We start from the raw sequence: 13,075 nt of genomic DNA on the forward strand, positions 1-13,075 counted from the left end.
TTCCTTCGGAATGACAGCGACTGAGTATCGGCCGCACATAAACTTTGCTAACTTAAATTACAGTGTATTTATTCCTTTAAAACATAAATAGCGTCTAAATTCCGACCATAACCATCATAGTCAAGGCCATAGCCAACTACAAATTTATTTTCAATCTCAAAACCCACATAATCGAGTTTTAGTGGAACTTTCAACGCTTCGGGTTTGAAAAGCATGGTCATGATTTTTATTGAAGCAGGTTGTTTGGCAGCCAATTGACCCAAAATTTCCTGCATCGTCATGCCTGTATCAACAATATCTTCTACAATTACAATGTGACGATTCTGAATATCCTCTTTCAAACCTAATACTTGCTTTACTTTTCCAGTAGATTCTGTACTTTGGTACGACGAAACTCTTATAAAAGTTACCTCGCATTCAATTTCAATAGATTTAAACAAATCGGCAATAAACATAAACGAACCGTTCAAAACTCCTATTAATAATGGATTTTTTCCTGCGTAATCTTTGTTTATTTCTTGAGCAAGTGCTTTTATACGGTCTTGTAGTGGATTATGTTCGATGAATGGCACGAAAGATTTATCTCTGATTTGTTTCATTTTGGTGGTAATTTTATTGATGATGCAATTTAAGAAAATGATTTGAATTTTAAGGAAGACTTCGCCCAAAGCGAAAATCTCGATGAAAATTAGATAAATAATTTTAAGAAAATTTTAAGCTTGTATAATTTAGAAACCAAATAGGCGTTAATGTTGCATAAAAGCTATTTTATGAAAACCTTGAATCAGATGTCAGTAAAAATGAGTTTTAGAAGTGTATTAGTTTTGTTGATGATGAGCCAAATGGCTCAGGCTCAGTTTTCGTGGTTTGGAGGCAGCACAAAAAAGAAACAACACGAGGTATTATTGGCCAATCGAGCAATTCAGATAGAAGCTACGCAGGCCATCAATAATATGTATAACTTTAAATACGATGCTGCTGAACGTGATTTTAGATGGTTGACTGTTAAATATCCCGAGCATCCGATTGGTTTTTTCTTACTCGGGCTAAACGAGTGGTGGAAAATAGTGCCAGACACCAAAGATGAATCGCACGATGATTCTTTTTTTGCTAATATGGACCGAGCTATTGATTTAGCCGATGATATGCTTGATGATGACGATGGAGACAAAGAAGCGGCTTTCTTTCAAGCAGCGGCTTATGCTTTCAAAGGTCGATTACATTCAGAGCGTGGGAATTGGATTAAAGCAGCGTGGGATGGCAAGCAAGCCATGAAATACCTTGATAAGTGCCGTGGATTTGGTGATTTTAACCCCGAATTGGCCATAGGTGATGGGCTTTATAATTATTATTCAAAATGGATTCCTGAAAATTATCCTTCACTCAAACCGATGTTAGTTTTCTTTCATAAAGGAGTTAAAGCACAGGGAATCAAGCAGTTGGAGTATGTTGCATCGAATGCTTTTTATACCCGAATGGAAGCAAAATATTTTTTGATGCAAATTTATTCGATGGAGAATCAGCACCAAAAGGCTTATTATGAAGCAGCCCAAATGCACGCCATGTATCCAGATAATTCGTTTTTTCATCGTTATGCCGCACGAACAGCCTTTATGTTGGGTAAATCTGACGAAGCTGAAAAACTGGCTGAAGAATTATTGGCCAACGTGAATGTAGCTAAGTATGGCTATGAAAGTACCGCAGGGCGTTATGCAGCTTATATTTTAGGTTATATCAACTATAATTATAAGCGAGATTTACCCAAAGCAAAAGAGTATTATCAAAAAACGATTGATTTCGCCTTACAAAATAACTCCAAAGATTCGGGCTATTTTCTTGGAGCAAACCTAACTCTGGGGAAAATTGCAAGTGCCGAAAAAGATTATGTAAAAGCACTGCAATATTTTAATATCGTGACAAGCAATGGTGATAAAAAGCTTGATACGTATAAAGAAGCCAGTAAATTAATTGATGAAACTAAAAAGCTAATAAAAGCAGAAAAGAAAAAGAAATAATAGTTTTCCGAATAATGAAAGCACTTTTGAGCGTATTTTTGGGAAAATTTCCCAAAAATATGCTCAAAAAAGTATTTAAGTTAACAGTACTGATTTATTCAATATTATCCCTACCAATCGGAGAGGATTGGATGGGGCTTCTTCATGCACAAACCATCACTCGTGGGCCATACTTACAGCAATTAGGTCAAAACGGTGTCATTATTCGCTGGCGAACTGACGTGCCGACCCAAAGTTTGGTTACTTTTAATATAGACTCGCCAAATAATGGTGGTGCAACTACTCCGAAAATAGAATTAGATAATCTATCAACTACTGAGCATATTGTTCAACTCAAAGGTCTTCAAGCCAATACGAAATATACCTATACTGTTGGAACAGAAACAAAACCCTTAGCATCGGGTAAAGACTACTATTTCATCACTGCTCCAAGCCCAACCGACAATCGTCCGATAAATATTTGGGCCATGGGCGATTTTGGAGATAACTCGACTGAAGTTTACGAAAAAAATCAAACAGCTGTAAAGGAACAATACCTTAAAAACAAATCTAATTACACTGATTTATGGCTTTGGTTGGGTGATAACGCCTATTGTTGTGGCACTGATATTGAATATCAACGCCAAATTTTTGATTTTTATGGTAGCAATATTCTCGGAAATACAGCGTTCTTCCCAGTCCCAGGCAATCATGAATACTATGAAACTGCCACTGGGCAAGTTGATAAAAAGATTAATTATTTCAAAGTAATTAGTGTACCAACCAAAGGGGAAATGGGTGGCTTACCATCAAACACAAAAGAATATTACTCATTTAATTATGAAAATATTCACATCATCGCACTTGATTCTTATGGCTTAGATGAGGGCAAGTATCGACTCTCAGACCCTCAGAGTAAGCAATATCAATGGCTTGTCAATGATTTAGAAGCCAGTAAAGGAAAATCTCTTTGGACAATTATAACCTTTCATCATCCACCCTATACTAAGCGTTCGCATGATTCTGATGGGGAAGCTGATTTGGTTGCTATTAGAGAAGCATTAGTGCCTATTTTTGATAAATATAAGGTAGATTTAATCTTGAATGGGCATAGCCATTCATACGAACGTTCGCATTTGATGAAAGGCCATGTCGGAAAATCTTTTACTTTCAATGATTACGTACATCCTACTCAATGGGCAAATGGTAAATACGAAAAAAAAGGAGATTCTCGACCATATATAAATAAAGATGAAGGAACAATTTACTGCGTAGTCGGCTCGGCAGGTCGTTTGGATTGGAACGGCGACCCAAACCCACATCCGAGTTCTGTATATTCTAATATTTCGATTGGAGGTTCTTTGCTTTTTACAATTAATGATAACCGTTTAGATGCTCGTTGGGTTGCTGCCGATGGCGTGATTAGAGATAACTTTACGGTTTTTAAGAATGTCAATAAAACTGAGAAAAAAACGTTAGAATACGGTGAAAAAATTCGTTTGACTTCTTCGTGGAAAGGTTCACATTTATGGTCGAATGGAGTAAATAATCAAGATTTTATAGAGATTTCGCCTCGAAAAGATACAATTATTTCGGTGGTAGATTCGCTTGGCTTTTTGAAAGATAATTTTCAAATTTCAGTTTTACCTCAGCCAGTTGTGTTAACCGAATTTCCTGAAAGTGTACAGGTTTGTGTCAAAAATAGTGTAAGTGTGCCATTCTCGGTCAAAAATACTCAACTTGATAAATGGGAATATCAACTCGAATTGTCAGATGCCAATGGTTCATTCACGAAACCTTTACTATTGGGAAGAACTAATAAAAGTCCGTTTCAGATAATTCTGTCAGATGCCTTGCCAGAAGGGAAAAATTATCGCTTTCGAGTAAGAGCAAATGCTGATTTTTTTGAAGAAGTTCCAAGTAAAAGCTTCTCAATTGCCACTCCAGCATCGCTCGGTTTTGTAGGTAATAAAGTCATGCCTTTTGATACCACCCTTACCTTAAATTTACGTTTCAATGGTACGCCGCCTTTTACCTATAAAATCACTTCCTTACCAGAAGCAACAACGCAGGCAAGAGAACTAAGTTTGAAAGTTAAACCAACGGCTGCTATCAATTATACAATCGAAAAAGTGACGAATTTATGCGGTGTAGGTACGGTTTTATCAGAAAATAGTGTGAGTGTATTAGCACCGTTGAGCAACGAGGAGTCTTCTGAAAAAATAAGCATTTTCCCAAATCCAATATCCGATGAAATTACGATTGAAAACCACACAGCTAAACCAATCATCGGAACGCTGACAATCAAAGATGTAAGAGGGAAGCAAGTCCTACAAAAAAATGTATCGTTTAATCAGTCAGAGAAAGTTTTGTTGAGTGATTTGCACGCAGGAGTTTATATAATTACAATAAAATCGGCAAGTTTGAGATTTAGTAAGAAAATTATCAAAAATTGATTTCTTACTCAATATTAGCACTGTATTTGTTTTACCAATTTTATATCACCACAATTATTTAAACACAATTTATTATGAATTCTACAACTAATAAGGTTTTTAAATTCTTCATTTGCTCTTGTTTACTACTTAGTTCTATGAGCTGTGCATCAATTATTCACGGTAAAAGCCAAGATGTTTTTATTAGTAGCCAACCCAAAGGTGCAACAATACGAGTTGATGATAAAGATTTCGGACAGACACCAAAAGTTTTAGGTTTACCACGTATGGGCAGAATGGATGGTGAACCAAGTACTAAAAAAGAGTACAAAATTACACTATCACTTGAAGGGTATATGCCTTATGAAACAATCTTACAACGAAAAGTCGATGGATGGTTTTTCGGCAATATATTAATAGGAGGAGTGATTGGAATTGTAATAGATGCAGTTACAGGAAGTATGTACAAACTGACACCGAGTCAAATTTCAGCACAAATGAAAATGAATGGTGCGAATGTTCTAAATTATAAAAAGAGGGAAGTTTTTATTGCTACTATATTGAAACCAGACCCAAGTTGGCAAAAAATTGGTCAGATTGAAAAATTACCTTGATAAAAATGGCAATAAAAAAGCTCTAAAACCATTAGTTTTAGAGCTTTTTTAACTTCAGTTGACTGCCGACTATTGACAGTGGACAAATCAATATCTGTCAAGGTACGGGTAAAACCTGTGTATCTTTGAAAGTAGAAAGAATCACCATCGTTTGGGTACTTGCTACCTCTTCAATCTCATTGATAGTTTCCATGATAAGTTTTTGGTACGAATTAATATCCTTTGCAATAACTTTCAGTAAAAAATCGCATGAGCCAGTTACGTGATGACACTCGATGATTTCAGGTACTTTAGAAATTTTTTCGACAAAAGCCTCACTTACAGCTTTTCTATGCCCCGCAAGCGAAACCTGTACAAATGTCATAACTCCAAGACCAACTTTTTCTCTATCTATTTGAGCGTGGTAGCTTTTGATGATACCCGAAGTTTCTAATTTCTTTACCCTTTCGAGGGTAGGTGCAGGTGATAAACCGATTTCTTTTGAAAGTTGAGCGTTGGTAATTTTACCGTTACTTTGAAGGATTTCCAGTAGGCTATGGTCTATCTGGTCAAGTTTGTTAATACTCATTGGGAGTAATTGTTTTTGGAAGTGCAAAATATTATTTGGCACAAAGTTACTGCTTTTTTGAATAAAACAATTATAAATTCTGAAAAATTAACAAAAAAGAAAACTTATTTTGGGAAAATCACCGAAAACAGAAATTGGGTATTTTATCTTTTAGAAACTTTATTGTGCGAGATACTCCGTTGACGACTGCATTTATGTCTAAAATCGTCAATTGAAGATTTGGCCAAATGCTTCGTGCTTCGTCCTTGCACACGTTCACGCCACATACGCCACGATGATGGTTTCATTTCTCTACGCATCAATTCTATTACTTCTTGTTCTTTCAAACCAAACTGTATTTCGATTGCATCGAATGGGGTTCGGTCTTCCCAAGCCATTTCTACAATTCTATCTTTATCTTCGTCGGGTAGTGCTTTGTATTTTTCTTTTGAATTCATAAAAAACAATCTTAATTCTCATTTTAAACAACAATTCCAAAATCAGATTGTTTAATGAATACAGCGTTTTGTCAGATAAAATGTCTAAAAATAGAATAAATCAATGAAAGGGGTAAAAAAAGAAAATCTGCCATCAAAAATGTGTATTACCTGCGGGCGACCATTTACATGGCGAAAAAAGTGGGAAAAAGTATGGGATGAAGTAAAGTATTGCAGCGATGCCTGCCGTAGAAATAAAATTAGCTCAAAGTAATTCGTCTGATGGATTCCAGAAAAGTTTTTTGAAATCGACAACTTGGTCTTTTTCAATCTTAACTCCTTCACTTTCAAGTAGTTCTTGCATTTTATTACCGCCAAAATGATGCTTTCCTGTTAGTAATCCGTTTCGGTTAACAACCCGATGAGCAGGAACATCAAGTTCACCATGCGAAGCATTCATTGCCCAGCCAACCATTCTGGCACCACCGCCTCCAAGATATTTGGCAATAGCACCATAGCTTGTCACTCGACCGTGTGGGATAAGCCGAACAACATCAAAAATATCATCAAATCTATTTTCTTTTGCTTTAGACATTAGAATTGATATGAGTAATAAAACGTCGGCAAATAGTTCCATTACGGACGCCAAATTTTGCCGACGTTATAAAATTCAAAAATTCCCCTTTAGGGCTTAGGGGTTTTGCTAATTTCTTTTTCTAACTCAGCATACCATGCTTCGCCATAGGCTCTGATGAGAGGCTCTCTCAAGAATTTATAAACAGGTACACCCAGTTTTTCACCCAACGAACACGCATCACTACAAATCGACCAACGGTCATAGTTGAGAGCGTGATAACTTTCATATTTGGTGATACGAATAGGGTAGAGGTGACAAGAAATCGGCTTTTTCCAAGAAATCTTGCCGTCAAGATAAGCCTGTTCGATACCACATTTCAAAATCTTATTTTCGTCATAAATGGCATAGGCACATTCTCTATCACCGATTGTTGTTGTGGAATAATCTCCTTCCCAATCTTTGATATATTTTCCTTGTTCTTCTATTGCCTTGATGCCTTCTGCCGAGAGATAAGGTTTTACTTGCTCATATACTTCTTCTAAAATAGATAATTCTGTTTCTTCGAGTGGAGCTCCTAAATCTCCTTCAACACAACATGCTCCTTTACACTTTTCTAAATCACAGACAAACATTTTGTCGGCGACATCATCACTAATACAAGTATTATCTATTAAAATCATTATATTTTCTCTTATACTTACAAAAATTAAAAAGCTTATCTATCAACCATTGACTATTTCTTAATTATCAATTTCTGTCCAAGTTTTACATTTTGGTCGTTCATGTCGTTCCACTCTTGTACTTGCTTAGTTGTTACGCCATATCGCTTCGAAATACTATAAAGTGTTTCTCCTTTTTGTACAACGTGCGAGGTGCTTGACGTAGCAGCTGGTTTCGTTGTTTTTGGCTCTACAACGGCAGCAGGAGTATTTCCTTTCGGTTGTTTAACAATCAAGGTTTGACCTACTTTTACACGTTCGCTGGTGGTGATGTTATTCCATTCGGCTAAGTCTTTTACCGAAATATTATACTGACGAGCAACGCTGTAAAGTGTCTGGCCAACATCAACTGTGTGTACGCCCGAACTCGATGAAGTAGTTGTTGGGGCTGGCGTAGTAGTTGTTTTTACTGGTGCCGATTTTACAGTAGTTGGTGTCGGATTCACTGGTGTATTCTTTACCGCAGCTGGAGGTGTTGGATTCACAGGTGCTTTCTTGGGTTCGGCTGGAGTTACATCGTCTCTGTCCGAAATCACAATTATATCATCTTCTTCTCTTGAAGGACGATTATTTTTCTTGCCACTTTCCTCTACAATCACACTTTCAGGAATTATAGGTTTAGACGTTGGTTTTGTTGGTTTTTCGGTAGTTTCAGGCTGACGAGCATCTTTTACCAAAACCTTTTCTTCCGTTCCATCATATTGCTCTTTCATTGGCACTTTTTCCAATTCTTCGCTGTCTTTACCGTTTAAATACTCAATTGGTTGGTCTTTCGGACGTTTTTTCTGCAAATAAACCACTCTACCTTTCTGGATTCTTTGCACAGTATTCATGCGGTTGAGGCGAAGTAAATTCTTCATACGAATACCGTACATTTGCGAAATCTGCCACATGGTTTGTCCTGTCAAAACAACATGATGAGGCACTGGGCCTTTGCGGTCTTTTTTCTTCAAATAATAAATTTTACCTTCTTCAACTAAGTCTTTGTCGGTCATATCATTATAGCGAAGAAAATCCACAATTTTCATTTTGCCACTTCTTGCCAATGAAGCCACATCATCGCCTGGTTTTGCCAAAATACCTTTTTTACCATTGATTTCGTAGAAAATTGGTTCTTCTTCCGAAGCGGTCACTACCGTTACTCTTTTCAAAATCGGGAATGCGGCATCACTGGTTGCCAATTCATTTTGACGATTAAGTTTCGACTGTACGTCTTCTAAGTTTTCGGCAGGAACTAAGATTGCCACCGAATAATCTTTATCGGTCGGAATCGTACTTGTGAGCAACCACGAATTGTATTTTTTCAATTCGTTTACATCAATATTGGCCATTGATGCAATATCATTGAGGGTTTTACCTTTTGTTTTTTTGTATTCAACAAACGAAAAACGAGATTCTTTCAAACGATTGATTCGGTATTCAAAAGCAATACGGTGTGCAATTGCTTTAATCAAATAACGGTCAGTTTGAGCGTCGAAGTCAACTTCATTGGCATAAGACCATTGTGATGGAACAATTTTGCTAATGCCAGTTGCACCAAGCGAATAAGAAAAAAGTGAAGAAATCCAGTTTTTATAAATCAGATTATTACGTTTGATATATAAAGCAGCAGCTCTTGTAGAAGCATAAATATTTTTACGTTCGTCTATTTCTTTATCAACTCGTAGGCCAACTTCTTGAGCAGTTGTAGGCTTCATTTGCCAAAAACCAACGGCATTTGATGTAGAAATTGCATCAGGTAGGAGCGAACTTTCGGCCACGGCCACGTATTTAAAATCTTCGGGTACTTCTTCTTCTTCGAGAATATTTTCAATGATTGGAAAATACCATTGAATTCGCTCAAGTTTATCGAGTAAGTATTTGTTTTCGGGAGTAAGTAAAGAATTGACCTCTTTTTGAACAAGTTTTTGGGCGTCTGCGTCGAGTTTCACGGTTACACCCGCAAACTCTAATTTTTTAGGGACTTCAGGAAGTATAGCCTGCTGGGCAAATACTCCTTGAATGCTTATAAGCAAAAGTAGTAAAGCAACGTTTTTTTTCATTTTATTAGGAAAAATATGGGTTCTATTGTAATGGTTAATCTTTATTTGGTTACTTGTTATTGGTGAACTGGTTGTTGGTGAATTGAGTATTGAAGAACTACTAACCAATAACCACTAACGAGTAACAAATACCCAATCACAACTTCCTTACAACAATAAGTCCGTCTCGTATGGGTAATAATATGTTTTCGGTGCGTGGGTCATCGTGTAATTTTTGGTTGAATGCCCTAATCGAAACCGTGTCTTTATCTTTTTTACTTGGGTCGGCTACTTTTCCACTCCACAGTACATTATCCGAAATGATATAACCTCCCTGCCGGACTTTATCGAATACTAAATCATAGTATTTATCGTAATTGAGCTTGTCGGCATCAATAAAAACCAAGTCGAATGTCTGTGTGAGTGTTGGAATGATTTCAAGAGCATTGCCAATTCTGAACTCAATTTTGTCTTTTAGTGGCGATTGATTGAAAAAACTTCTCACGAAATCTTCCAGCTCTTCGTTTACATCAATGGTCAGTAATTTGCCATTTTCTTGTAGCCCTTCGGCCAAGCACAAAGCCGAATATCCAGTGTAAGTACCAATTTCAAGAATATTCATCGGACGAATCATGTGCGAAAGCATCGAAAGAAAACGTCCTTGAAAATGACCTGATAACATGCGTGGTTGTAAGACCTTGGCGTGGGTTTCTCGGTTTAATTTACTGAGAATCTCGTTTTCGGTCGAGGTATGAGCCACACAATATTCATCAAGTTCGTCACTAATAAACTCCATTTTATACTACACTGATTGGTTTTTAAGTGTTGGTGAAAATTGAATTGATAACATTTTTTTAACCACGGAGTTGCCCAGAGTATAAAAATCACAGAGTTTTTCAATTTATTCTTTTTGTAACTCCGTGTTGTACTTTGTGTACCTCTGTGGTAAAATACTATCAATTAAATAGTTCTTTGTACTTAAGTAAGCTAAATGCCTATTAATTACAAAATTAGAACATTTTTTAGAAATCCTAACAAATTAGGTTATTTTTTTTGAAATAATCAAATTTATAATAAAAATTATATTTTCAATAAAAAATGAAAATTATTTTTTTGGAATAAAATAAAAAGGAAGCCTTCGCTTTAAGCGAAGACTTCCCTGAAAATTCGTATAAATATTTTATACTTTATTTGATTTTGCTCTTAAACTAAAGTCTGCTAAAACCAATGCCGCCATCGCTTCGACGATTGGCACGGCACGAGGTAATACACAAGGGTCGTGGCGACCTTTTCCCGAGACAATTACTTTTTCGCCTTCAGCATTCACACTTTCTTGGTCTTGCATAATGGTAGCTACTGGCTTGAAAGCGACTTTAAAATAAATATCTTCGCCATTAGAAATTCCACCTTGAATACCGCCCGAAAGATTGGTTTTGGTGTGAACCTTGCCATCTTCTCCGATATAAAATTCGTCGTTATGTTCCGAACCGTATAACTCAATGCCTTCGAATCCGCTGCCGTATTCAAAACCTTTTACGGCATTTATTCCGAGCATTGCTTTACCGAGTTCGGCATGAAGTTTATCAAAAACAGGTTCTCCCCAACCCACAGGCACACCTTTGATAACACATGTAATGATTCCACCAATCGAATCGCCTTTTTTGCGAGTTTCATCAATGTAATCAAACATTTTTTGAGCCATTTCTTCGTCAGGACAACGCACCGCATTATCATCTGTTTTTGAAAGGTCGAGTTCCCAATATTGCTTGTCGAGCTTTAATTTGCCCACCTGCGAAACGTAGGCTTGAATCGTAATATTATTGGTAGAAAGAAGCGTTTTTGCCAATGCACCCGCAGCTACACGAGCAGCCGTTTCACGAGCCGAACTGCGTCCGCCACCACGATAATCACGGTTGCCGTATTTGGCTGTGTAGGTATAGTCAGCGTGCGAAGGACGAAATTGAGTAGCAATATGACTATAATCTTTAGAGCGTTGGTCTTCGTTCGGAATTACCATTGCAATGGGCGTTCCAGTAGTTTTTCCTTCAAAAACCCCCGAAAGAACTTGAAATTCATCAGATTCTTTGCGTTGAGTAGTGATTCTTGACTGACCAGGCTTGCGTCTATCTAACTCGTTTTGAATGAAATTTTCATCGAATTCAACTCCCGCTGGGCATCCATCAACAATTACTCCGATTGCCTTTCCGTGAGATTCTCCGAAAGTCGATATTTTAAAGATTTTTCCGTATGTGCTACTCATTTATTAAATATATATTTTCAGTTATTTAAACAGCGAAGTGAAACCGCCCTACGTTCGGTTCACTCCACTTTATTCATTATTAGCTTTTTTCTTTCTTCTCCAATTAAACAGATATAAACTACCTACTAACATGCAGATTATCAGTAAGTTAGATATGTTTTTCAAAACCTCTTGATAATTGGTTTCGGTTCGAGAAGTATCGAGTTTATCTATTCCTGCAAAAATATCATTCGAGGTATCGGTATCTTTATCGGCAATGGTTTTACCTAAAACCTTGATTTTTAGAGCCGATTTAAGTGTATCATACTGCCCTTTTTTTGTATTGAAAAACACCCAAAAGAAATATTTATCGAATTGATATTGGCCCGAATCTTTGGGTAAAATTCGGTATCGGAATAGTTTCTCTCTGCTTGGTTGTCCATTTGGTCGATTTTCTTTGATTTCGGGTGGGTAGAAATCAAAAAAACTATCATTAGTTGGCGAGGTGACATTAACCGTAGAAAAGTTGCCATCGCCCACAATTTTGAACAAATAGCTAAAACTCTTGCCTGTATTGATTTTTCGAGTTTCGATTTGCTCGACCAAACTAAAATTTCCAGCCGAAACTTTATCTTTGAGCGGATGCTCGGGTAAATCCAAGACCGAAATAGTCTGAGGAGTATCTTTGAAAACAATACTTTCTTTAGTGTTTTTAATGGTCTGAACCATCCTTAACTCAACCACAGGAATATTAATGGGTTTACTGTTGAGCGGAAAGTAGTTTGCTTCAAAAAACTGGTAAGAAAGATATTTTTTGCCGTTAATGCTTGTCGGAACGCCCTTCAAATCTGAAATCAGGATTCGTTGTTCTAAGCAATCAGGAGATTTTATTTTCTTGGCAATAGCATCGACCTGAGCATTCAAATCATCGGCAAAATCCATTTTAATAGTATTGCTTTCGGCCACATAGAAGGCAAGAGAAACTCTGAAACCTTCACCCACATAAACTTTGTTTTTACTGACATTCATGGCTAAAAAAGCATTGTTCTTAGCTTTTTCTGGTGAAATCGTCTCGTTTTCTTCCTCAGCATTATCGACTGGCGAATTGACTATGATATTAAATGCCTCGTTTGTGTAGTCTTTATTGTTAACCGTCAACGTAAAACTCGGAATCTTGAAATTTCCTTCTTTGGTTGGCGTGTAGGTTTGAGTGATGGTATAGCCAAGCGGATTCTTTGAGAATACTTTTTGTCTTGCTCCTTTTGTAAAGCTCGGAAGCTCAGGAAAGGCACTCATGGCCGATTTATCTGTGTTTCGAATGATAACTTTAATCGTGAAGTTTTCTTCCAGTAAAATATTCTTTTTACCCAATTCGATTCTAACGTCTTCTTGAGCCAAAGCAAAATTGGATACTAAAAAGAGTAAAAAAATATAGAAAATATGTAACTTACGGCCATTCATTTTACAAAAATAACCACTATTCTCTTTGTTT

General features: G+C 36.8%; 13 protein-coding genes. 4 read left to right on the forward strand and 9 right to left on the reverse strand.

Features of this window, described 5'->3' with window-relative positions:
* Positions 1–68: 68 nt before the first annotated feature.
* On the reverse strand, positions 69–599 hold the full coding sequence (gene hpt / locus IEX65_RS04705; RefSeq protein WP_188764878.1) for a hypoxanthine phosphoribosyltransferase: 531 nt from the start codon (positions 597–599) through the stop codon (positions 69–71).
* A gap of 171 nt (positions 600–770) precedes the next feature.
* Between hpt and IEX65_RS04710 the strand changes: the two genes are divergently transcribed.
* The 3 genes from IEX65_RS04710 to IEX65_RS04720 all read left to right on the forward strand — a co-directional run bounded on the left by IEX65_RS04710 (position 771) and on the right by IEX65_RS04720 (position 5,043).
* On the forward strand, positions 771–2,015 hold the full coding sequence (locus tag IEX65_RS04710; protein ID WP_229250520.1) for a tetratricopeptide repeat protein: 1,245 nt from the start codon (positions 771–773) through the stop codon (positions 2,013–2,015).
* A 59-nt stretch (positions 2,016–2,074) separates the two neighbouring features.
* Positions 2,075–4,450 (forward strand): metallophosphoesterase, encoded by a 2,376-nt coding sequence (locus IEX65_RS04715; protein WP_188764879.1) that lies wholly within the window; start codon positions 2,075–2,077, stop codon positions 4,448–4,450.
* A gap of 74 nt (positions 4,451–4,524) precedes the next feature.
* Positions 4,525–5,043 carry a PEGA domain-containing protein gene (locus IEX65_RS04720; RefSeq protein ID WP_188764880.1) on the forward strand — a complete coding sequence of 173 codons (519 nt, stop codon included), beginning with the start codon at positions 4,525–4,527 and terminating at the stop codon, positions 5,041–5,043.
* Positions 5,044–5,140: 97 nt separating this feature from the next.
* Here IEX65_RS04720 and IEX65_RS04725 read toward each other — a convergent pair whose 3' ends face one another.
* Positions 5,141–5,611: an Lrp/AsnC family transcriptional regulator gene (locus IEX65_RS04725; protein ID WP_188764881.1), complete on the reverse strand. Its 471-nt coding sequence runs from the start codon at positions 5,609–5,611 to the stop codon at positions 5,141–5,143.
* Between the two features lie 143 nt (positions 5,612–5,754).
* Positions 5,755–6,048 (reverse strand): TIGR03643 family protein, encoded by a 294-nt coding sequence (locus IEX65_RS04730; RefSeq protein ID WP_188764882.1) that lies wholly within the window; start codon positions 6,046–6,048, stop codon positions 5,755–5,757.
* 103 nt (positions 6,049–6,151) lie between these two features.
* Here IEX65_RS04730 and IEX65_RS04735 point away from each other — a divergent pair, with 103 nt between their 5' ends.
* Positions 6,152–6,301, forward strand: a complete 150-nt coding sequence (locus IEX65_RS04735; protein WP_188764883.1) for a DUF2256 domain-containing protein — start codon at positions 6,152–6,154, stop codon at positions 6,299–6,301.
* Here IEX65_RS04735 and IEX65_RS04740 read toward each other — a convergent pair.
* The 6 genes from IEX65_RS04740 to IEX65_RS04765 form a co-directional block, all read right to left on the reverse strand.
* Positions 6,293–6,622, reverse strand: coding sequence for an MGMT family protein (locus tag IEX65_RS04740; protein ID WP_188764884.1), 330 nt, complete (start codon positions 6,620–6,622; stop codon positions 6,293–6,295). The two genes, IEX65_RS04735 and IEX65_RS04740, sit on opposite strands and share 9 nt — an antisense overlap.
* 89 nt (positions 6,623–6,711) lie before the next feature.
* Entirely contained in the window at positions 6,712–7,284 is a 573-nt protein-coding gene (locus IEX65_RS04745) for a DUF3109 family protein (protein WP_188764885.1), read from the reverse strand.
* 53 nt (positions 7,285–7,337) lie between these two features.
* Complete coding sequence (locus IEX65_RS04750; RefSeq protein ID WP_188764886.1) at positions 7,338–9,365, reverse strand: LysM peptidoglycan-binding domain-containing protein; 2,028 nt, start codon at positions 9,363–9,365, stop codon at positions 7,338–7,340.
* Positions 9,366–9,501: 136 nt separating this feature from the next.
* Positions 9,502–10,140: an O-methyltransferase gene (locus IEX65_RS04755; RefSeq protein WP_188764887.1), complete on the reverse strand. Its 639-nt coding sequence runs from the start codon at positions 10,138–10,140 to the stop codon at positions 9,502–9,504.
* Positions 10,141–10,524: 384 nt separating this feature from the next.
* On the reverse strand, positions 10,525–11,604 hold the full coding sequence (gene aroC, locus IEX65_RS04760) for a chorismate synthase (RefSeq protein ID WP_188764888.1): 1,080 nt from the start codon (positions 11,602–11,604) through the stop codon (positions 10,525–10,527).
* Between the two features lie 69 nt (positions 11,605–11,673).
* Positions 11,674–12,981, reverse strand: a complete 1,308-nt coding sequence (locus IEX65_RS04765) for a BatD family protein (RefSeq protein WP_188764889.1) — start codon at positions 12,979–12,981, stop codon at positions 11,674–11,676.
* Positions 12,982–13,075 lie beyond the last annotated feature (94 nt).

The sequence above is a fragment of the Emticicia aquatilis genome (genome assembly GCF_014644295.1).
In the GTDB taxonomy this organism is placed as follows: domain Bacteria; phylum Bacteroidota; class Bacteroidia; order Cytophagales; family Spirosomataceae; genus Emticicia; species Emticicia aquatilis.